The sequence below is a fragment of the Pantoea sp. CFSAN033090 genome, from assembly GCF_001264395.1.
Lineage (GTDB): Bacteria > Pseudomonadota > Gammaproteobacteria > Enterobacterales > Enterobacteriaceae > Pantoea > Pantoea agglomerans.
Genome location: NZ_LGYX01000005.1, coordinates 114,334 through 135,404, shown reverse-complemented (window position 1 = coordinate 135,404; position 21,071 = coordinate 114,334). Strand labels below are relative to the sequence as shown.

General features: G+C 56.5%; 17 protein-coding genes. 9 read left to right on the top strand and 8 right to left on the bottom strand.

What is annotated here, in order from left to right; all coding sequences use genetic code 11:
• Positions 1 to 275 precede the first annotated feature (275 nt).
• Positions 276 to 1,676 (top strand): multidrug transporter subunit MdtD, encoded by a 1,401-nt coding sequence (gene mdtD / locus AFL22_RS06360; protein ID WP_010258829.1) that lies wholly within the window; start codon positions 276 to 278, stop codon positions 1,674 to 1,676.
• Here mdtD and rbsR read toward each other — a convergent pair.
• From rbsR to AFL22_RS06325, 7 genes are all read right to left on the bottom strand, one after another.
• Positions 1,673 to 2,656, bottom strand: a complete 984-nt coding sequence (rbsR, locus tag AFL22_RS06355; RefSeq protein ID WP_031292583.1) for a ribose operon transcriptional repressor RbsR — start codon at positions 2,654 to 2,656, stop codon at positions 1,673 to 1,675. The two genes, mdtD and rbsR, sit on opposite strands and share 4 nt — an antisense overlap.
• Before the next feature lie 13 nt (positions 2,657 to 2,669).
• On the bottom strand, positions 2,670 to 3,599 hold the full coding sequence (rbsK, locus tag AFL22_RS06350) for a ribokinase (protein ID WP_052270981.1): 930 nt from the start codon (positions 3,597 to 3,599) through the stop codon (positions 2,670 to 2,672).
• Between the two features lie 62 nt (positions 3,600 to 3,661).
• On the bottom strand, positions 3,662 to 4,537 hold the full coding sequence (gene rbsB / locus AFL22_RS06345) for a ribose ABC transporter substrate-binding protein RbsB (protein ID WP_052270980.1): 876 nt from the start codon (positions 4,535 to 4,537) through the stop codon (positions 3,662 to 3,664).
• A 25-nt stretch (positions 4,538 to 4,562) separates the two neighbouring features.
• Positions 4,563 to 5,534 (bottom strand): ribose ABC transporter permease, encoded by a 972-nt coding sequence (rbsC, locus tag AFL22_RS06340; RefSeq protein ID WP_050679988.1) that lies wholly within the window; start codon positions 5,532 to 5,534, stop codon positions 4,563 to 4,565.
• On the bottom strand, positions 5,531 to 7,039 hold the full coding sequence (rbsA, locus tag AFL22_RS06335; RefSeq protein ID WP_052270979.1) for a ribose ABC transporter ATP-binding protein RbsA: 1,509 nt from the start codon (positions 7,037 to 7,039) through the stop codon (positions 5,531 to 5,533). Before rbsA ends, rbsC begins: the two co-directional genes overlap by 4 nt.
• A 7-nt stretch (positions 7,040 to 7,046) precedes the next feature.
• On the bottom strand, positions 7,047 to 7,466 hold the full coding sequence (gene rbsD, locus AFL22_RS06330) for a D-ribose pyranase (RefSeq protein ID WP_003849483.1): 420 nt from the start codon (positions 7,464 to 7,466) through the stop codon (positions 7,047 to 7,049).
• Positions 7,467 to 7,648: 182 nt separating this feature from the next.
• Complete coding sequence (locus tag AFL22_RS06325; RefSeq protein ID WP_052270978.1) at positions 7,649 to 8,056, bottom strand: NirD/YgiW/YdeI family stress tolerance protein; 408 nt, start codon at positions 8,054 to 8,056, stop codon at positions 7,649 to 7,651.
• Positions 8,057 to 8,218: 162 nt separating this feature from the next.
• On the opposite strand from AFL22_RS06325, the gene qseB reads away from it, so the two are divergent.
• On the top strand, positions 8,219 to 8,890 hold the full coding sequence (gene qseB, locus AFL22_RS06320) for a quorum sensing response regulator transcription factor QseB (RefSeq protein WP_052270977.1): 672 nt from the start codon (positions 8,219 to 8,221) through the stop codon (positions 8,888 to 8,890).
• Positions 8,878 to 10,233, top strand: coding sequence for a quorum sensing histidine kinase QseC (gene qseC / locus AFL22_RS06315; protein ID WP_082239133.1), 1,356 nt, complete (start codon positions 8,878 to 8,880; stop codon positions 10,231 to 10,233). Before qseB ends, qseC begins: the two co-directional genes overlap by 13 nt.
• A gap of 15 nt (positions 10,234 to 10,248) precedes the next feature.
• Here the strand turns inward: qseC and kup are convergent, their stop codons facing one another.
• Positions 10,249 to 12,117 (bottom strand): low affinity potassium transporter Kup, encoded by a 1,869-nt coding sequence (gene kup, locus AFL22_RS06310; protein ID WP_010258849.1) that lies wholly within the window; start codon positions 12,115 to 12,117, stop codon positions 10,249 to 10,251.
• Positions 12,118 to 12,408: 291 nt separating this feature from the next.
• On the opposite strand from kup, the gene ravA reads away from it, so the two are divergent.
• The 6 genes from ravA to mnmG all read left to right on the top strand — a co-directional run bounded on the left by ravA (position 12,409) and on the right by mnmG (position 21,055).
• On the top strand, positions 12,409 to 13,905 hold the full coding sequence (gene ravA / locus AFL22_RS06305; protein WP_010258850.1) for an ATPase RavA: 1,497 nt from the start codon (positions 12,409 to 12,411) through the stop codon (positions 13,903 to 13,905).
• A complete protein-coding gene (gene viaA, locus AFL22_RS06300; RefSeq protein WP_010672185.1) occupies positions 13,902 to 15,362 on the top strand; it encodes an ATPase RavA stimulator ViaA in 1,461 nt (486 codons plus the stop codon). Before ravA ends, viaA begins: the two co-directional genes overlap by 4 nt.
• Positions 15,363 to 15,433: 71 nt before the next feature.
• Complete coding sequence (gene ovoA, locus AFL22_RS06295) at positions 15,434 to 17,572, top strand: 5-histidylcysteine sulfoxide synthase (protein WP_052270975.1); 2,139 nt, start codon at positions 15,434 to 15,436, stop codon at positions 17,570 to 17,572.
• Between the two features lie 103 nt (positions 17,573 to 17,675).
• On the top strand, positions 17,676 to 18,137 hold the full coding sequence (asnC, locus tag AFL22_RS06290) for a transcriptional regulator AsnC (RefSeq protein WP_003849496.1): 462 nt from the start codon (positions 17,676 to 17,678) through the stop codon (positions 18,135 to 18,137).
• Between the two features lie 155 nt (positions 18,138 to 18,292).
• Entirely contained in the window at positions 18,293 to 18,733 is a 441-nt protein-coding gene (mioC, locus tag AFL22_RS06285; protein WP_052270974.1) for an FMN-binding protein MioC, read from the top strand.
• A gap of 432 nt (positions 18,734 to 19,165) precedes the next feature.
• A complete protein-coding gene (gene mnmG / locus AFL22_RS06280) occupies positions 19,166 to 21,055 on the top strand; it encodes a tRNA uridine-5-carboxymethylaminomethyl(34) synthesis enzyme MnmG (RefSeq protein WP_010258857.1) in 1,890 nt (629 codons plus the stop codon).
• Positions 21,056 to 21,071: the final 16 nt, after the last annotated feature.

Sequence of the window (21,071 nt, the reverse complement as noted above, 5' to 3'; positions counted from 1 at the left end):
CGGCGCAGTCTCCTGTGCCTCTCAACCCGCTTCCCGTTGCCGGTGTTCCGTGTCGATGGAGGCGCATTATAGGGAGTTTCCGCGGGCTGACAAGCGTTTCTTTGAATTAATTTGCTGAGCGCATCTTTTTTAAACGAACGGCTTAAAAAGAGACGTTTCATGACGGAATAACGCACAAAAATCGCCATTAAACGTTGTAAAGAGACCTGCCGTTGCTTAATGCGGGTGCTATTATTTTGCTTCTTCTCGCAGGATAACCCCAGGAAGGATACTCAATGATAAAATCCGCGCGCAGCATGGCTGGTTTGCCATGGATAGCTGCCATGGCCTTTTTCATGCAGTCACTCGACGCCACCATACTGAATACTGCCCTGCCCGCTATCGCCACCAGCCTCGACCGTTCTCCTCTGGCCATGCAATCCGCCGTCATCAGTTACACCCTGACTGTCGCTATGTTGATTCCGGTCAGCGGCTGGCTCGCCGATCGCTACGGCACGCGCAAGGTATTTATCGTTGCCGTTTCGCTGTTCACCCTGGGCTCGCTGGCTTGTGCACTTTCTCCCACACTCCAGGTACTGGTCATCTCGCGCATCATACAGGGCGTCGGTGGCGCAATGATGATGCCGGTCGCGCGACTGGCGCTGTTACGCGCCTATCCGCGCAGTGAGCTGTTGCCGGTGCTCAACTTTGTCACCATGCCGGGATTAGTTGGCCCGATACTGGGGCCAATGCTGGGCGGCGTGCTGGTGACCTACGCGACCTGGCACTGGATTTTCCTGATTAATATCCCGATTGGCATTCTCGGCATTATCTACGCACGCAAATATATGCCGGACTTCACCACGCCGAAGCGCCGCTTCGACTTTTTCGGCTTCTTACTGTTTGGGGCCGGACTGGTGATGATCTCGATTGGGATTGAGCTGTTTGGCGAGCGGATTGTTTCCGCCTGGCTGGCGGGCGGGATATTACTCAGCGGGATTGTGCTTTTGCTTCTTTATATAGTGCATGCCCGAAATCACCCTTCGCCACTGATCAATCTGCCGATGTTTAAAACCCGGACGTTCTCAGTGGGCATCGGTGGCAACATCGCGTCACGTCTTGGCACCGGTTGTGTGCCCTTTTTGATGCCGCTCATGTTGCAGGTCGGCTTTGGCTATTCAGCGATTATCGCGGGCTGCATGATGGCACCCATCGCCATTGGTTCAATACTGGCGAAGTCGACGGTGACGCAACTGCTGCGCTGGCTGGGTTACCGCCGCCTGCTTGTTGGCATTACCGCCATTATTGGCATTCTGATCGCCAGCTTCTCTCTGCAGTCGCCCGCTGAAAGCATCATCGTGCTATTACTTCCGCTGTTTATTCTCGGCATGGCCATGTCTACGCAGTTTACCGCCATGAATACTATCACCCTGGCCGATCTGAATGATGATAACGCCAGCGGTGGTAACAGCGTGCTGGCCGTGACTCAGCAGCTAGCGATCAGTTTTGGTGTGGCCGTCAGCGCCGCGGTGCTGCGCTTCTACCAGGAGTTTGAAACCAGCACCATTTCACAGTTCCACGCCACGTTTATGACCATGGGCGTGGTAACAGTACTGTCGGCGCTGACCTTTATGCTGCTGAAAAACGGCGATGGCCGTAATCTGATCAGTAATCGCGACAAAAAGAAAAAGCGCTAAACCGATCCACGTACCACCAGTTCCGGCGTCAGCACCAGCGTTTGCTGACTGGCGTCGGGATTGCTGAGACGATGGAGCAGGGTGTCTATCGCCAGTTCACCCAGCGCATCTTTCGGTTGATGAATGGTACTCAGTGGCGGAGTGAGATAGCGCGCCAGTTCGATATCGTCATATCCCATTACCGCCATCTGCTGCGGAACCTGCATGCCGGCCTGGTAAAGTGCGTGATAAACGCCCACCGCCATGGCATCGTTGCTGGTGAAAACCGCTTCCGGCGGCGTTTCCAGCGCCAGCAGTTCGACCATCCCGTTGTAGCCTCCCTGGAATTCAAAGTCACCATTCACCACATAGCCGGGCAGAATCGCCAGGCCACTCTTTGTCATGGCGTTGCGATAACCTTCCAGGCGCATACGAGCCGGGGTTTTATCCTGTGGACCGGCGATACAGGCGATGCGGGTATAACCACTGTCGATAAGATGCTGAGTCGCCAGCTCCCCGCCCAGCAGCGCGTTATCCTGAATAATGTCACCACGGCCTTCAAACGGCGCCCAGTCCATCATGACGGCAGGTATAGAGGGATAACGGTTCAGAATGTCGGCCGAGGGCAGGTGACTTTCCGTACACATGATCAATAAACCGTCGACGCGCTTCTGCATCAGCGTTTCCAGGCTGCGGTTCATCCGCTGTTCATCACCTGCCGTGTTACAGAGAATCAGGCTGTAGCCACGCTGATAGCAGCTCTCCTCCACACCCCGCACCACTTCGGCATAAAATGGGTTACTACTGGTGGTCAGCAGCATACCGATCGTGTGCGTCTGATTGATTTTCAGACTGCGCGCCAGCGCAGAGGGGGCGTAATTCAGATGGCGGATGGCCTGCTCAACTTTTTCGCGCACGCCTTCACTAACAAAGCGATTGTTATTGATAACGTGCGAGACAGTGGAGGTAGAGACGCCCGCCAGGCGAGCGACATCTTTCATGGTGCTCAAATGCTTAGCCCTGCTGCTGCAAAAATTCATCGATCTCCGCGCGCCACGGCACGGAGGGCTGCGCTCCCGAGCGGGTAACGGCGATAGCAGCGGCGGCATGGGCAAACCGCACCGCGTCATACATCGTTTTCTGCTCCAGTCGCGCGGTGATAAAGGCGCCATTAAAGGTGTCGCCCGCCGCGATGGTGTCGATAGCTTTAACACTGAAGCCAGTAATACGCTGACCTTCTCCCTGCTCGCTCAGCCAGACACCGCGGCGACCCAGAGTAATCAGAACCGTGCCGATACCTTTCGCATGCAGTACTGCCGCAGCGCGGGCGGCATCTTCATCGTTGCTGACCGCAATGCCGGTCAGACTCTCGGCTTCGGTTTCATTCGGGGTAATAATGTCGATCAACGCCAGCAGTTCATCTGAGAGCTGGGTGGCGGGTGCAGGATTGAGAATAACCTGCGTCTGATGCTGTCGGGCAAGCGTCGCGGCGGCCAGCACACTTTCCAGCGGTGATTCCAGCTGCATTAATAGTGCATCGGCGTCGGCGATAATCTGCTGATGGCGCGTCACGCAGGCGGGTGTTAACGCCGCGTTTGCACCGGAGTAGATGCCGATGTTGTTCTCACCGTCACCATTGACGAAAATCATCGCCACGCCGGTTGACTCACCCTCGACCACTTCGACTGGCGTGGTATCAATATTGTCCTGGGCCAGTTGCTGACGAACACGTTCACCAATGTCGTCAGCGCCCACACAGGCGATAAATGCGATATCGGCACCAGCACGACCGGCGGCGACAGCCTGATTCGCACCCTTACCGCCAAACGCAATCTGATAATTCTGCCCGATCACCGTTTCACCGGGACGAGGAAAGTGCGCCAGATTAAGGATGTGGTCAGCGTTAATGCTGCCAAGAACGGCCAGTTTTGCGTTTTTGCTCATTAGGGGAGTCCGGAATAAGTGCGCCACCAGGAGGGTGGCGCAGTGCCCTGCTTTTCTTTGAGTTATTGAGTGACCAGCTTCAGGTCGACCGGATTGATCGCCTTCACTTTTTCACCCTTCAGCACTTTATCAGCGGTATCTACGCCGATCATGCCAATTTTGTCTGGCATCTGTGCCACGGTCGCGGACAGTTTGCCACCTTCTACCGCTTTAACGCCATCAGCAGTACCGTCAAAACCAACGACGATCACACCAGTTTTACCGGCGGTCTGCAGCGCACGCAGTGCACCCAGTGCCATTTCGTCGTTCTGAGCGAATACGGCCTGAACGTCCGGGTGTGCCTGAAGCAGGTTCTGCATGACGTTCAGACCTTTGGTACGGTCAAAATCGGCAGGCTGGCTGGCGAGGATCTGGAATTTATGCGCATCAGCGGCCTGTTTGAAGCCTTCGCCACGCTCACGGGCGGCAGAAGTCCCGGCAATGCCCTGCAGTTCGATAATTTTGGCGCTTTCGCCGACTTTTTTGGCGATGAAGTCGCCGGCCATTTTACCGCCGAAACGGTTATCGGAGGCGACGTGGCTGACAACGGTGCCCTGTGCCGCAACGCGATCCAGCGTGATCACCGGGATGTTCGCCTGGTTAGCCATCTTCACCGCATTGCCCACAGCATCAGAGTCGGTTGGGTTGATCAGCAGCAGTTTGGTGCCGCGAACCGTCAGATCCTGCACGTTAGCCAGCTCTTTCGCCGGGTTGTTCTGTGAATCCAGCACCACCAGGTTGTAGCCCAGTTTGTCCGCTTCTTTCTGCGCGCCCTCTTTCAGCGAAACAAAGAACGGGTTATTCAGGGTTGAAACCACCAGCGCGATAGTATCTTTAGCCATAGCGCTGGTACTGAGCGTTGCGCCAAGGATCACGGCCAGTGCGGTTAACTTTTTCATCATGTCATCCTGTGTAAGGTCAGAGTTATTTACTGCTTTTATTATCTACCAGCACCGCCAGCAGGATTACTACCGCCTTAACGATCATCTGGTAGTACGAAGAGACGCCCATCAGGTTCAGGCCGTTGTTCAGGAAGCCGAGGATCAGCGCGCCAATCAGGGTGCCGAAAATACGGCCCTTACCGCCTGCCAGGCTGGTTCCGCCCAGCACGACCGCAGCAATCGCATCCAGCTCATAGCCGGTACCCGCTGTCGGCTGTGCCGAAGAAAGGCGCGCCACTTCAATGGTGCCTGCCAGCGCTGCCAGCATGCCACTCAGTGAATAGACGATGATTTTGACGCGATTCACATTGATGCCGGAGAGACGCGTTGCCGCTTCGTTACCGCCAAGCGCATAGATATAGCGACCCAGACGGGTGTGCTGCAGCATGTACCAGGCAGCAATAAAGACCAGCGCCATCAGCCAGACCGGCGCAGGGACACCCAGCGGACGACCAATACCAAACCAGCCCAGCAGATCGGCATTGGCATTAAAACCCGTGTTTACCGGACTGCCATCGGTGTAGACCATGGTGACACCACGCAGCAGCAGCATCATGACCAGCGTGGCGATAAACGCCTGCACTTTGCCGCGCGCCACAATGGTGCCGGTCAGGGCACCGATTGCCGCTCCCAGCGCCAGCGACGCCGCCACCGCGACCAGGGCATTGACCTCCATACCCACCAGCGACGCACCCACCGCGCCAGTCAGGGCCAGCAGCGATCCCACAGAGAGGTCGATACCAGAAGTCAGGATCACCAGCGTCATCCCGACCGCCATAATGGCGTTAACCGAGGTCTGCTGCAGAATGTTGAACAGGTTCGCCACGGTAAAGAAGTTCGGGCTCTGGCTGGCCACCACGGCGATCAGCACCATCAGCGCAATCAGCGACTTCTGTTCCAGTAGCCAGCTTTTGCTAAACCAGCGACGGCTGGCAGGTAAAGTTTGGGTCGTCATACCACTAAATCCTCGCTGTGTTGCTTGCCTACGGCGGCTGCCATCAGGTTCTCCTGAGTGGCTTCTTCTCGGGTAAATTCGCCGCTGATACGGCCTTCATGCATCACCAGAATCCGATCGCTCATGCCCAGCACTTCCGGCATTTCCGAGGAGACCAGAATGATGCTCAGCCCTTCGGCTTTAAACTGGTTAATCAGTTGATAGATCTCTTTCTTCGCGCCGACATCCACACCGCGTGTCGGTTCATCCAGAATCAGTACGTTAGGCCGGGTCATCAGCCCGCGGGCAATCGCCACTTTCTGCTGGTTGCCGCCCGAAAGCAGACCAATGGGCTGCTCCATTGAAGGCGTTTTAACGTTAAACAGCCGGATAAAGTCGCCCACGGCCAGCTGCTCTGCCGCATGTTTCAGCGTGCCACTGCCGTGACTGAAATAGCCTAACGCTGTCAGCGACATGTTCTCTTTTACTGACATGCCCAGCACCAGGCCATCGCGCTTACGATCTTCGGAGATATAGACGATGCCGTTAGCCAGCCCATCCTGCGGTGAGCGCGTCACCACTTCCCGACCATTGAGCCACAGTGTGCCTTCGCGACGCGGCAGGGCGCCGTAAAGCACCTTCATCAGTTCGGTACGGCCCGCGCCCATTAAGCCGGAAACCCCAAGGATTTCACCTTTACGCAGGCTGAAACTGACGTTATCCACGCCCGGTCCGCTGACGTTCTCCACTTTCAGCCGCACGTCGCTTGGTGCCTGATTAATATGGGGATATTGATCTTCCAGCTTACGGCCGACCATCATCTCGATCAGGCTCTCTTCAGTCAGCTCGCTGACCGGGCGTTCAGCAATAAACTGACCGTCGCGGAACACCGTGACGTCATCGCAGATCTCAAAGATCTCTTTCATGCGATGCGAGATATAGACGATGCCGCAGCCCTGCGCTTTCAGTTCGTTGATCACCCGGAACAGCGACAGCGTTTCGGTATCGGTCAGCGCATCGGTCGGCTCATCCATGATGATCACCTGCGACTCAAAGCTCAGGACTTTGGCGATTTCGACCATCTGCTGATCGCCAATCGACAAATCCCCCACCAGCTTGTGGCTGTTGAAGCGCAGATTAAGCCGTTTAAGCAGCGCATCGGCTTCGGCATACATGCGCGGCCACTGGATACGGCCAAAACGGCTGACATATTCGCGGCCGAGAAAAATATTCTCCGCCACGGTTAATTGAGGGATCAGGTTCAGTTCCTGATGAATGATGCCAATACCCGCTTCCTGAGACGCTTTCGGCCCGCTGAAACGGGTCTCTTTGCCCAGCCAGCGCAGCGTACCGGCATCATATTGATAGATGCCGGTCAGCACTTTCATCATGGTGGACTTGCCTGCGCCGTTCTCGCCCACCAGCGCCATCACGCGTCCTGCCCGGACATTCAGCGACGCCCCCTTGAGGGCTTTCACACCCGGAAAAGATTTTTCAATGCCGTCGAGTTGCAGTAAAGGTTGCATAGCGGCCTCAGAAGGTCACACCGGCGCTGAGGATGACATTCGCAAACGGAGAGCACTCTCCGCTGCGAATGACCGCCTGACTACGCTGCGTTTGTTGTTTGAATTGTTCATGACTGGTGTAGCTGATGGTGATGATATTCCCCTGGTGCTGTTGCAAGGCTTCGAGCACGGCGACAAGCGCGCTATGAAGTTGCGGATTATGCTGCTTAATCTCTTCCGCGATCAGGGCGCTCTCTACCTGCATCTCCAGTGCGACAGCATTAACCACCTGCATAAAATCGGGCGTACCCGGCGTGAGCGCTAAATCGATGCGCTGCGGTCCGGCCGGAATCGGCAAGCCTGCATCAGCAATCGTCAGCGTATCCGTGTGTCCCAGGCGGGCAATCACATGAGAGAGTTCAGCGTTTAACAAGCGACCTTTTTTCATCTTTTCACTCCACAGCGAAACGTTTCGCTGTCAGGAGTGTATGAAAAGCCGTCATCAACTCAACCGGCAAAGAAGAAATCTGTGATCGCTATCGAAACGTTTCGCTCACGCGGGGAGAAATTTGTATTAAGTCGGGGGACGGGCAGAAACAAGGGCCGCGAACGCGGCCCCGGAGGAGAGGATTAAGGCAGTTTCTTAACCTGCTTAACGTCCATCTCAATGCTGTTGAAATCTTTATCCAGTTCACCCGTCAGCTCGACGTTGTCTTTAGGTGAGATAGTCTGGCCGTTCCGGTGCTTGTGGTCGATTTCGACTTTCATGGTGCCGGTCTGGTCGCGGAACAGATAATCTTCGTTGCCGATCTGTTTCTCCAGCTTACCGCGCACGGTGACCCAGCTGTCATCTTTCATCTCTTCAGCCTGCTTTACGGTCACCACACTGGTGTGATCGGCACTGAAACCACCCTGACCGGCTGCTGCCTGCGTCTGTGCGGCTGGTGCACTGGGATCAACAAACCCACCCTGCTGTGCAGCGAAAACCGGGGCGGAAGCCAGCATTACGACGGCCAGAATTGCAGCGTGCTTTTTCATTTTGTCACCTCTTTTCCATGATGTGGTTCGTCTTGTTGAGCTTAGTTGACCATAAAGTTCTTAACAGCTTCTTAAGAGGCAAAAATAAGCTACTTTCGCCGAAATCAGCTGTACAAGCAGGAAGTTGCTTCGTATAAAGCGCTATCGGAACAGGGAGACGTGATGCGTATTTTACTGATTGAAGATGATCGTTTAATTGGCGACGGTATCAAGGCGGGGCTGAGTAAACTGGGCTTCAGCGTTGACTGGTTTACCTCTGGTGAGGCGGGCTTTAACGCGCTGGAGGCCGCGCCCTGGGATGCGGTGATCCTGGATCTCTCACTGCCCGAGCGGGATGGGCTCGATATTCTGCGGCAGTGGCGACAGCAGGGCAAAGATGTACCGGTACTGATACTGACCGCACGCGATGCGCTCGATCAGCGGGTCGAAGGCCTGCAGCTGGGAGCCGACGACTATCTGTGTAAACCCTTTGCCTTAACCGAAGTGGCTGCTCGCTTACAGGCGCTGATCCGCCGCCGTCATGGCCAGCTGCAGCCCGAACTCCGTCACGGTAATGTGGTGCTGATACCCGGCAGCCACAGTGTGATGCGCGAAGGTGAGACGATTGCGCTGAAAAGCCGTGAACTGGCGCTGCTGGAACTGTTTATGCGAAACCCGGGCCGGGTGCTGACACGCAGCCAGCTGGAAGAGAAGCTCTACAACTGGGACGCCGATGTCTCCAGCAATGCGGTAGAGGTTCACATTCATCATCTGCGTAAAAAACTGGGCAGCCAGTTTATCCGCACGCTGCACGGCGTCGGTTATACCCTGGGAGCGGCTGAATGCGATCAATGAGCCTGTTTCTGCGGCTGGGTATCGGTTTTGTGCTGCTGCTCGGGATCTGCTGGGCCAGCGCCAGCCTGAGTGCCTGGCATCAGACACGTGAAACCCTTGATGAGCTCTTCGATACCCAGCAGATGCTGCTGGCAAAGCGTCTGCTGACGCTGGATTTCTCCTCGCTGGACAACGCCACTCTGCCTAAAACCAAAGAGATACTGCGCCACCATCGCGGCGATCAGGATGACGACGCCCTGGCCTTTGCCGTCTTCACGCGTGACGGCCGGCAGGTGATGAATGATGGTGACAATGGCCGCTACCTGCCGTTTGAGGCGGAGTATCAGGGATTTCATGAGGGCCAGCTCACCAATGATGACGATCGCTGGCGGTTTGTCTGGCTGACCACGCCCGACCAGCAGTTCCGGGTGGTGGTGGGTCAGGAGTCCGAATACCGTGACGACATGACGCGGGATCTGATGAAAGCCAGCATGCTGCCCTGGCTGATCGCGCTGCCCTTTATGTTGCTGCTGCTGATCGGTCTGGTCTGGTCTGAACTGCGCCCTCTGAAGACGCTGGCACAGCAGCTGGAGCAGCGCGCGCCCGATGATGATACGCCGCTGCAGGCAGACCGCGTGCCGAAAGAGGTGCAACCGCTGATGGTCGCGCTCAACGGTCTGTTCAGCCGCATCAGCGCAATGATGCAGCGTGAACGGCGCTTTACCTCTGATGCCGCACATGAGCTGCGCAGTCCGCTGGCCGCGCTGCAGGTGCAAAGCGAGGTGATCCAGCTGACTGCAGATGATGAAGTGATGCGAACCCATGCGCTGCAGCAACTGGATGCCGGCATTATCCGCGCAACCCGGCTGGTGGATCAGCTGCTGACGCTCTCACGGGTTGAAGCAGATGATGCACGCAGCGCCTTCGAAACGGTGGCGCTGAAACGCACGGTCCAGGAGACGCTGGCTGCACAGCTGCCGCTGGCGGATAAAACGGGTGTCACGCTGCGGCTGCATGCTGACGCCGATCCGCAGATTCAGGGGCATCCGCTGTTACTGTCACTGCTGGTGCGTAATCTGCTGGATAATGCCATTCGCTATACGCCAGCGGGCAGCGAAGTTGATGTGCGGCTTCAGGCGAACAGCCTGTCGGTAGAGGATAACGGCGAAGGTCTGAGTGCAGCCGATCTGCAACGGCTTGGTGAACGTTTCTGGCGACCGCCAGGTCAGGAGAAAAGCGGAAGCGGGCTGGGATTATCGATAGTCCGCAATATCGCCCAGTTGCACGGGATGCAGGTCAGCTTCAGCCAGCGATCGGGTGGCGGATTATGCGTCACGCTGCGCTGGTCAGCGCCCGCCCCGTAAGGCGGGCACTGCAGATCAAATCTCGACCTGGGTGCCCAGCTCAATCACCCGATTTGGCGGGATCTCAAACTGGTCTGGCGCACGGAGCGCATTGCGCTGCAGCGCCAGGAAGAGTTTGCCACGCAGGCGCAGATACCACGGCCGTTTGCCGATAATCAGCGACTCATGCGACATGAAGAACGATGTCTCCATCATGCGGCAGTTGAGCCCTTCCAGCCCGCAGCGGTGGAAAATCTCCTCGACGTTTGGCGTTTCGCGCCAGCCGTAGCTGGCCACCACCCGCCAGAAGGTGGGCGACAGCTGCTCAATCGTCACGCGACGCACGTTATGCACGTAAGGCGCATCTTCCGTCCGCAACGTCAGCAGCACCACCCGCTCATGCAACACTTTGTTGTGTTTGAGGTTATGCAGCATGGCAAACGGAATCACATTCAGCGCACGCGACATATAGACCGCGGTGCCCGGCACGCGAACCGGCGGCGACTTCTCCAGTGACGCGATCATCGCCTCCAGTGAGTTGCCATGCTCATGCATGCGGCGCAGCAGGCGGAAACGTTCGCTTTTCCACGTCGTCATAATGATAAACATCACCAGGCCGAGACAGAGCGGCAGCCAGCCACCGGAGAAGATTTTCACCAGGTTGGCGGTAAACAGCGGCACATCGATACAGAGCATCAGTACCAGGATGACGGCAACCGCCAGCTTATTCCAGTGCCAGTTTTTAACCGCCACGGTACAGGAGAGCATCGCGGTCAGCACCATGGTGCCGGTGACGGCGATACCGTAGGCCGCAGCCAGATTACTTGAATGCTCAAAGCTGATAATCACAATCAGCACGGCGAAGTAGAGTACCCAGTTAATCACCGGAATATAGATCTGGCCCGATTCGCGCTCAGAGGTGTGGATGATACGCATCCCCGGCAGATAGCCCAGTCGCACCGCCTGGCGCGTCAGCGAGAAGACGCCGGAGATCACCGCCTGTGAGGCAATCACCGTGGCCAGCGTCGCCAGAATCAGCATCGGGATCAGCGCCCAGTCCGGCGCCAGCAGGAAGAAGGGATTTTTAATCGCTTTGGGATCGCTGAGTAACAGCGCGCCCTGACCAAAGTAGTTCAGGACCAGCGACGGCAGCACCACCGAGAACCAGGCCAGTCGGATCGGCACTTTACCGAAGTGACCCATATCGGCATACAGCGCTTCAACCCCGGTAATCGCCAGTACCACCGCGCCAAGCGCGAAGAATGAGACAGATTTATAGTGCAGGAAGAACTCGACCGCGTAGGCAGGATTCAGCGCATGCAGCACTTCCGGGTTTTTCATGATGCCGCTGACCCCCAGGATCGCCAGCACCAGGAACCACACCAGCATCACCGGCGCGAAAAGTTTGCCCACCATGCCGGTGCCATGTTTCTGAATCGCAAACAGCAGCGTCAGCACCGCAATCGACATCGGCACAATAAAGGGATCCAGCGACGGCGCGGCAATCTCCAGACCTTCAATGGCTGACATCACCGAAATGGCCGGCGTGATCACCACTTCCCCATAGAAGAAGCTGCCGCCAATCAGGCCCATGATCACCAGCACTGCCGTGGCGCGTGCACCCGTATGGCGGCCCGCCAGCGACATCAGTGTCAGAATACCGCCTTCACCGGCATTGTCGGCGCGCATCACATAACTGATGTACTTCAGTGATACCACCAGCACCAGCAGCCAGAAAATCAGCGACAAAAAGCCAAACACCGCTTCCCGCTCAACGCCGAAGCCGAACTGTCCGGAGAGACATTCACGCAAGGTATACAGCGGACTGGTGCCGATATCCCCGTAAACAACACCAATAGCGGCCAGCGTTAATCCGCGAAGTGACTGCTTATTATCCGAGCTCATAGAGTTATCTTTTGTTGGAGTCTAAGAGGCGCAACAACCCCTCGCTCAGGCCATCAAAAAGCGCACAGTATGCACGGTTTGCCGAAAATTCCTATACCCGCTTCGCCTGTCTGCCAGGGTAACGGGGTGGTTTCAGGCATTAAAGCGTTAATCAGCGCCGCTTTCAAAGCAGGCAAACCTTATGAAACAAAAAAGCTGACAGCTATCAACGCTTTCACGCATGATGATCTATAGAGTAAGGCGCTTGCTGAAGCGCGGCGGCCCGACGATCGTAAGGACATTGAAGTGATTATGGCTCAACCCCATCTTTTGGCAGAAAGAATTTCTCGCCTTAGCAATGCGTTAGAAAAAGGATTGTATGAGCGACATCATGCCATCCGCCTTTGCCTGCTGGCAGCGCTGAGCGGTGAAAGCGTGTTCCTGCTGGGACCGCCCGGCATCGCCAAGAGCCTGATTGCCCGCCGCCTGAAATATGCCTTTCAGCACGCCCGCGCCTTTGAATATCTGATGACCCGTTTCTCCACACCGGAAGAGGTGTTTGGCCCGCTATCTATTCAGGCACTGAAGGATGAAGGGCGCTATCAGCGCCTCACTAAAGGTTATCTGCCCGACGCGGAGATTGTTTTTCTGGATGAGATCTGGAAAGCCGGCCCGGCGATTCTGAATACCCTGCTGACCGCTATCAACGAACGCCGCTTCCGCAATGGCGACAGCGAAGAGGCCATTCCGATGCGTCTGCTGGTCACCGCCTCTAATGAAATGCCGGAAGCGGACAGCGGCCTTGAAGCGCTCTATGACCGGATGCTAATCCGCCTGTGGCTGGATAATGTGCATGAGAAGCAGAACTTTCGCAGCATGCTGACCCATCAGCAGGATGAGCACACCAATCCGGTCGCGGAATCCCTGCGCATCAGTGATGAGGAGTATGCGCAGTGGCAGCTCGGCATCAGTCAGGTCAGCCTCCCGGATGCGGTGTTCGAGCTGATTTATCAGCTGCGCCAGCAACTGGAAAGCCAGCCCGCCGCGCCCTATATTTCCGATCGTCGCTGGAAAAAAGCTATTCATCTGCTGCAGGCCAGCGCCTTTTACAGTGGCCGCAGCGCCATTGCGCCGATAGACCTGATCCTGCTGAAAGATTGCCTCTGGCACGACGTCGCGTCCATGCAGCTGCTGGAGCGCGAAATCGATCAGCTGATGACACAGCACGCCTGGCAGCAGCAGCCGATGCTGCTGAAACTGCATCAGATAAAAGCGCGTCGCATGGCTCTGCAGCAGCAACAGAGCATCGCACAGGCGATCACCCTTGAAAAACACAGTGGGATGTTCAGTCGCAAACCCCATTACGATCTGCCGGAAAGCTTCACTGATGAGCAACTGACGCTGATGCTGCAAAAGCCGCTGATGCTGCATGATATGCAGGTGACACATCTGGTTATCGCGCGTGATGCACTGAATCAGTGGCTGCAGAAAGGGGGCGAGGTTCGCGGCAAGCTCAATGGAATTGGCTTTGCGCAGAGTCTGGATTTACAGGTGGATGCGCAGCACTGCCTGGCTATCCGTGATGTCAGCCTGCAATCGTCGCGTCTGACACTGCCTGGCGTCAGCAATAGCGAGCCGCTGCCCGGTGAGATCACCGAAGCGCTGGATGCACTGGAGAGTGAACTGCGGTCGCAGCGTCATCTGTTCAGCCAGCATCAGCGCTGCCTGTTTATCAGTGATGACTGGCTGGCGCGCGTTGAAACCAGCCTGCAGGATGTGGCGGAACAGTTGAAACAGGCGCGTAAATGATCCCACTGGAGACGCTCAGCACACTGCTCTCCGTGGGTGAAACCGAACTGATTGAAGAGCTGATTATTGCCCTGCTGGCGTCTCCACAGCTGGCGCTGTTTTTTGAAAAGTTTCCCGGGCTGAAAAAAGCACTGTTGCGCGATGTGCCACGCTGGCGAGCGGAGATCAACGCTGAGCTCAAAGCCACGCCGGTTCCGGCCACGCTGGCCGAAGAGTTTCAGCTGTTCCAGCGGGTACAACTCCTCAGCGATCGTGAATTCAGCCACCAGCTGAATGCCACGCTTCAGGCGCTTGAAAGCCTGCCTTCCCCTTTTCTGGATGAAGCCAACCGGCTGCTGCAGCACACCGATATCAGCCATCTCAGCAGCGCGCAGCACCAGCTTTTTCTACAGCGCTGGCGGCTGAGCCTGACCTTACAGACCCTGACGCTGAATCAAACGTTGCTGGAGCAGCAGCGCGAACGCCTGCTGGCGGAACTGCAGCAGCGTATGGCGCTGAGCGGTCAGCTGGCACCGATTCTCGGCGACGATGACGAAGCCGCCGCTGGCCGGCTGTGGGACATGAGCAAAGCGTCACTGCAGCCTGGCGACTATCAGCTGATGCTGCAATATGGCGACTTTCTGGCGCAGCAGCCGGAGCTGCTGAAACTGGCCCAGCAGCTGGGTCGCAGCCGCGAGGCAAAATCGGTGCCGTCGCAGGATGCCCCTATGGAGGCCTTTCACCATATGGTGCAGGAACCTGCGGCCGTGCCGGAGGAGGTCAGCGGCATTCACCAGAGCGATGACGTGCTGCGTCTGCTGCCGCCGGAGTTAGCTGCGCTGAGTATCAGTGAACTGGAGCTGGAGTTTTACCGGCGGCTGGTAGAGAAACGGCTGCTGACCTACAAGCTGCAGGGCGATGCCTGGCATGAAAAGGTGACGATGCGTCCGGCCAGCCACCAGCAGCATGAAGAGCAGCCGCGTGGGCCTTTCATCGTCTGCGTCGATACCTCGGGTTCGATGGGTGGTTTCAATGAGCGCTGCGCCAAAGCGTTTTGTCTGGCGCTGCTGAAAGTCGCGCTGGCCGATCGCCGTCGCTGCTACATCATGCTGTTTGCGCATGAGGTGATCGGCTATGAACTGACCGGTGATGACGGGCTGGAACAGGCGATTCGCTTTCTCAGTCAGCGCTTTCGCGGCGGCACCGATCTGGCAGCCTGCCTCTCTTCCGTTGTGACCCGAATGGAAGGCGTCCTGTGGCAGGAAGCCGATGCGGTGATCGTCTCCGATTTTATTGCCCAGCGTCTGCCGGAAGAGGTGATCGGGACCATTAAAACGCGTCAGCGAAATAATCAGCAACGTTTTCACGCCGTGGCTATGTCGGCCCACGGGAAACCAGGCATTCTGCGCATCTTCGACCATATCTGGCGTTTCGATACCGGCATGAAAAGCCGTCTGCTGCGTCACTGGCGGCGTTAAGTCATCGGGCAGAAATGCATATTTGCTATAGTAAATTACCGTTTCACTTACTCAGCAATCTGGAGCTTCCTGTGACGCTTGCTCAACCTCATCGCGATCTGCCTGCGCCGACGCGAACGCTACTGCTCTCCGGCCATAACATTGAACAAAAACGTGCCGAATTGCTGGCCTATTTCCACCAGACCTGGGAACAGTATGAAAGTCTGTTTACCTGTCTGGCCGATTCCAGGGCCTGGTTTACCAAAGCCATTCCGCTGCGCCATCCTTTAATCTTCTATTTTGGCCACACCGCTACCTTCTACATTAATAAGCTGATGGCCGGACGCCTTATCGACGCGCGTCTGGACGATCGTATCGAAGCGATGATGGCGATTGGTGTGGATGAGATGAGCTGGGACGATCTCAACGACAGCCACTATGACTGGCCCACTGTCGAAGAAGTCCGCGAATACCGCGGGCGCGTTAAAGCGCTGGTCAGCGATCTGATCCAGACCCTGCCGCTGACTCTGCCGATCACCTGGGAGAGTCCGGCCTGGGTGATCCTGATGGGCATTGAGCATGAGCGTATTCATCTGGAAACGTCCAGCGTACTGATACGCCAGTTACCGGTCGGGTGGGTGAAACCCCAGCCCGCGTGGCCGGTCTGCCCGATGGCGCGCCACCAGCGCGAGGCTGTTCCGGCCAATACCCTGCTGCCGATGCCCGGCGGCACCGTCACGCTGGGTAAAACCGACGATACCTATGGCTGGGATGTCGAATATGGCCGCCAGCAGATCGCGCTGCAGTCGTTCAGGGCGAGCAAAATGCTGGTCAGCAACGCGGAATTCCTGGCGTTCGTTGAGGCGGGGGGTTATCAGGACGCTCGCTGGTGGGATGACGAAGGCTGGGGCTGGTGTCAGTTTGCTAAAGCGGAGATGCCCACCTTCTGGGTCGGCACGCCTGCGATGCCCGATCAGCTTAAACTGCGTCTGATGTGTGAAGAAGTCGCGATGCCGTGGGACTGGCCAGCCGAGGTTAACCAGCTGGAAGCGGCGGCCTTCTGCCGCTGGAAAGCGGATCAGACGGGAATGAGTGTTCAGCTCCCCTGTGAAGCGGAGTGGGCTCAGCTGCGCGAACAGGTCGCGGGCGATCAGCCGGATTGGGATCGGGCACCGGGTAACATTAACCTGGCGTACTGGGCTTCCTCTTCACCGGTCGATCTCTTCGCCCAGGGTGACTTCTTCGATATCGTCGGTAACGTCTGGCAGTGGACGACCACGCCGACCAACGGCTTTGAAGATTTTAAAGTCCACCCGCTTTACGATGATTTCTCTACCCCGACCTTTGATGGCAAACATTCGCTGATCAAAGGCGGTAGCTGGATATCGACCGGCAACGAAGCGCTGAAATCGGCACGCTATGCGTTCCGCCGCCACTTCTTCCAGCATGCCGGTTTCCGCTACGTGGTTTCCAGCCATCAGGAAACCATGGCGCTGAACCCGTATGAATCTGACGCCATGGTGTCGCAATACCTCGACTTCCAGTATGGCCCGCGCTATTTCGGCGTGGATAACTATGCCGAAAGCCTGGTAAACCTGGCGCTGAACTACACCACGGCACGCGGCGAGGCACTGGATATCGGCTGTGCCACCGGACGCGCCAGTTTTGAACTGGCCCGCCACTTTGAACGTGTCACCGGCATGGACTACTCGGCGCGCTTCATCGATGTGGCGCTTCAGCTGGCCAGCGGCGAAGACTTCCGTTATCTCCTGCCACAGGAAGGCGATCTGGTGGAGTATCGCCAGGTTCGCCTGAAAGATTTCGCGCTGGAGAGCGAACTGGCGCAGCGGATTCAGTTTGTTCAGGGCGACGCCTGTAACCTTAAGCCGCAACCCGCCCGTTACGATCTGGTACTTGCATCCAACCTGATCGATCGCCTGCGTCATCCCGCACGCTTCCTGCGGGATGTCACGCCGATGCTGCGTCAGGGCGGCATTCTGGTGCTCTCATCGCCCTATACCTGGCTGGAGGATTTCACGCCGAAGGAGAACTGGCTGGGCGGCGTGCGTGAAAACGGTGAGGCACTGACGACGCTACAGGCACTGCAACGTCTGCTGGCGGCCGACTTCGACCTGGTCGATGAACCGCAGGATAAACCGTTTGTGATCCGCGAAACGGCCCGCAAGTTCCAGCACACGCTGGCGCAGGTCACCGTCTGGCGCAAACGCTAAGTGAACCGGCAGCGACGCCCGTCGCTGCCGGGAGTTGCCTGAACCACTATTTTGCTGCACATTCATCCTTGTTTACTTAAGCAGACCAATAACGAGGATGGCCATGGCCGAACATCTGCAGCTCGATAACCTGGATCGCGGCATTCTGAATGCCCTGCTCGACAATGCGCGCACTGCTTACGCCGAGCTGGCAAAACAGTTTAACGTCAGCCCCGGCACCATTCATGTCCGCGTGGAGAAGATGAAGCAGGCGGGCATTATCCTGGGCACCCGGGTTGATATCGATCCGCGCCAGCTGGGGTTTGATGTCTGCTGTTTTATCGGCATCATCCTTAAGAGCGCGCGTGACTATCCGGCGGCGCTGAGCAAACTGGATGCGCTGGATGAAGTGGTTGAAGCCTGGTACACCACCGGCCACTACAGCATCTTTATTAAGGTGATGTGCCGATCCATTGATGCCCTGCAGCAGGTGCTGATCAACAAGATCCAGACCATAGATGAAATTCAGTCGACGGAAACGCTGATCTCGCTGCAAAACCCGATCATGCGCACTATCAAGCCCTGATCCTTCTCCGCCTTGTGCATAATCTTATCCCTGACGAATGTGGCGGCTGGCAACGGCTGCGTTCGCTTCTCTTAATCTATTAACCCTGTTGTCCACAGGTGGATCACCGCTTGATCACAGCGTACAATGCTCGCCTTAATGTCCGGGAGAGCAAGATGGCCGATATCACCTTAATCAGTGGCAGTACTCTGGGTAGCGCAGAGTATGTGGCTGAACATCTGGAAGAAAAATTACAGGAAGCGGGCTTCTCAACGCAGATGCTGCATGGCCCGGAGCTGGATGAAGTGCCACATGAGGGTATCTGGCTGGTGGTCTGTTCAACTCACGGTGCAGGCGATATTCCCGATAACCTGCTGCCGCTGTTCGAAGCCATTACGGAAAGCCAGCCCGATCTCTCGCAGGTCCGGTTTGGTGCCATCGGACTCGGCAATCATGAATATGATCTCTTTTGTGGCGCGATCCGCCAGATTGAAGCCCTGTTAATTGCTCAGGGTGCCCGCCAGATCGGCGATCGTCTGGAGATTGATGTGCTGGATCATGAGATCCCTGAAGATCCCGCGGAAGCCTGGCTGGAAAGCTGGAAAAAAGCGATCTGAAGGGGGCTGGGGATCGCGAAATAGTGACGATCCCCAGTGGAACATGCTGATTTTATCCTTTCCCGCTCGTTTATTTTGTGGATAACTACCCTCTTTTACTGCGTATAACCGGTAGTTATCCAAAGAACAACCGTAGAATGAATTTTGAGCTGTGGATAACTTGCCATTTTGATCCCAGCTTATACGGATCAGGATCACCGATCACTAACAGGTAGTGATCCTCTTCATCCTGTTGTTTCTGCTGTGCTTCTGGCACATATCCACAGAAAAGCGGGATCCTAATAAGAGATCTAACAGAAAGATCATATACAGACCTAAGATCCTTTCTTTTAAAACCGGACGATCCCGCGGCTTTCACCCCAGACGGAATTTGAGTAGAATCCACGCCCCAGGACGACGATCCTGCAAGTTCATCAACCGAGGTACCACTTCATGTTTTATCAGGATCCTTTTGACGTCATCGTAATTGGTGGTGGTCATGCGGGCACCGAAGCCGCAATGGCGGCAGCCCGAATGGGTCAGCAAACCCTGTTACTCACCCATAACATTGATACGCTTGGACAAATGTCCTGTAACCCGGCGATTGGTGGGATTGGCAAAGGACATTTGGTGAAGGAAGTGGATGCCCTGGGTGGTCTGATGGCCAGTGCGATTGACCAGGCGGGTATCCAGTTTAGGATACTAAACGCCAGCAAAGGTCCGGCAGTGCGGGCAACCCGTGCTCAGGCGGATCGCGTGCTCTATCGCCAGGCAGTGCGTACGGCACTGGAGAACCAGCCCAATCTGATGATCTTCCAGCAGGCGGTCGACGATCTTATCGTGGAAAACGATCGTGTGGTGGGTGCAGTCACCCAGATGGGACTGAAGTTCCGCGCGAAAACAGTCGTACTCACCGTCGGCACGTTTCTTGACGGCAAAATTCATATCGGTCTGGATAATTACAGTGGCGGTCGTGCAGGTGATCCCCCGTCCATTCCGCTGGCAAAACGACTGCGTGCGCTGCCGCTGCGGGTAGACCGCCTCAAGACTGGTACGCCACCGCGTATCGATGCGCGCACCATCGATTTTTCAGTGCTCAGCCCGCAGCACGGCGATAACCCGATGCCGGTGTTCTCGTTTATGGGCAATGCGTCTCAGCATCCGCAGCAGGTACCATGCTGGATCACTCACACCAATGAGAAAACCCATGAGGTGATCCGCAATAATCTGGATCGCAGCCCGATGTATGCCGGGATCATCGAGGGGATCGGTCCACGCTACTGCCCGTCTATCGAAGACAAAGTGATGCGCTTTGCCGATCGTAACTCGCATCAGATCTTCCTGGAGCCGGAAGGGCTGACCAGCAATGAGATCTACCCGAATGGCATCTCAACCAGTCTGCCATTCGATGTGCAGATTCAGATCGTTCGCTCCATGCAGGGCATGGAGAATGCGAAGATCGTGCGTCCGGGCTATGCCATCGAGTATGACTTCTTCGATCCACGCGATCTCAAACTGACGCTGGAGAGCAAATTTATTCACGGCCTGTTCTTTGCCGGCCAGATCAACGGCACAACCGGCTACGAAGAAGCCGCTGCGCAGGGGATGCTGGCGGGTCTGAATGCCGCCCGTCAGTCTGCGGACAAAGAGGGCTGGGCACCACGTCGTGACCAGGCTTATCTGGGCGTACTGGTTGATGACCTCTGCACGCTCGGTACCAAAGAGCCGTACCGGATGTTTACCTCCCGTGCTGAATATCGTCTGATGCTGCGCGAAGACAATGCCGATCTGCGTCTGACCGAAACCGGTCGTGAACTGGGTCTGGTGGATGATGCGCGCTGGGCGCGTTTCAATCAGAAGCTGGAAGCGATTGAACAGGAGCGTCAGCGCCTGCGCGATATCTGGGTCCATCCGAAGTCAGAGCACGTGACGGAAGTGAATACGGTACTCAGCGCGCCGCTGACCAAAGAAGCGAGCGGCGAAGATCTGCTGCGCCGTCCTGAGCTGACCTATCTGAAGCTGATGACGCTGGATGCCTTTGGTCCGGCACTGGCTGATGAGCAGGCCGCTGAGCAGGTTGAGATTCAGGTCAAATATGAAGGTTATATCGCGCGTCAGCAGGAAGAGATCGATCGCCAGCTGCGTAACGAGAACACGCTGTTACCGGTGGAGCTCGACTATCGCCAGGTGAACGGCCTCTCAAATGAGGTTATCGCCAAGCTGAACGATCACAAACCGAGTTCGATTGGTCAGGCGACGCGTATCTCCGGCATTACGCCGGCGGCCATCTCAATTCTGCTTATCTATCTGAAAAAACAGGGTCTGCTGCGTAAAAGCGCCTGATCTGAAAACGGGGCGA

Bases quoted from the DNA above. Each gene is read 5' to 3' on its own strand.
- mdtD (WP_010258829.1), top strand. From the start codon at position 276: ATGATAAAATCCGCGCGCAGCATGGCTGGTTTGCCATGGATAGCTGCC.
- rbsR (WP_031292583.1), bottom strand. From the start codon at position 2,656: ATGAAAGATGTCGCTCGCCTGGCGGGCGTCTCTACCTCCACTGTCTCG.
- rbsK (WP_052270981.1), bottom strand. From the start codon at position 3,599: ATGAGCAAAAACGCAAAACTGGCCGTTCTTGGCAGCATTAACGCTGAC.
- rbsB (WP_052270980.1), bottom strand. From the start codon at position 4,537: ATGAAAAAGTTAACCGCACTGGCCGTGATCCTTGGCGCAACGCTCAGT.
- rbsC (WP_050679988.1), bottom strand. From the start codon at position 5,534: ATGACGACCCAAACTTTACCTGCCAGCCGTCGCTGGTTTAGCAAAAGC.
- rbsA (WP_052270979.1), bottom strand. From the start codon at position 7,039: ATGCAACCTTTACTGCAACTCGACGGCATTGAAAAATCTTTTCCGGGT.
- rbsD (WP_003849483.1), bottom strand. From the start codon at position 7,466: ATGAAAAAAGGTCGCTTGTTAAACGCTGAACTCTCTCATGTGATTGCC.
- AFL22_RS06325 (WP_052270978.1), bottom strand. From the start codon at position 8,056: ATGAAAAAGCACGCTGCAATTCTGGCCGTCGTAATGCTGGCTTCCGCC.
- qseB (WP_052270977.1), top strand. From the start codon at position 8,219: ATGCGTATTTTACTGATTGAAGATGATCGTTTAATTGGCGACGGTATC.
- qseC (WP_082239133.1), top strand. From the start codon at position 8,878: ATGCGATCAATGAGCCTGTTTCTGCGGCTGGGTATCGGTTTTGTGCTG.
- kup (WP_010258849.1), bottom strand. From the start codon at position 12,117: ATGAGCTCGGATAATAAGCAGTCACTTCGCGGATTAACGCTGGCCGCT.
- ravA (WP_010258850.1), top strand. From the start codon at position 12,409: ATGGCTCAACCCCATCTTTTGGCAGAAAGAATTTCTCGCCTTAGCAAT.
- viaA (WP_010672185.1), top strand. From the start codon at position 13,902: ATGATCCCACTGGAGACGCTCAGCACACTGCTCTCCGTGGGTGAAACC.
- asnC (WP_003849496.1), top strand. From the start codon at position 17,676: ATGGCCGAACATCTGCAGCTCGATAACCTGGATCGCGGCATTCTGAAT.
- mioC (WP_052270974.1), top strand. From the start codon at position 18,293: ATGGCCGATATCACCTTAATCAGTGGCAGTACTCTGGGTAGCGCAGAG.
- mnmG (WP_010258857.1), top strand. From the start codon at position 19,166: ATGTTTTATCAGGATCCTTTTGACGTCATCGTAATTGGTGGTGGTCAT.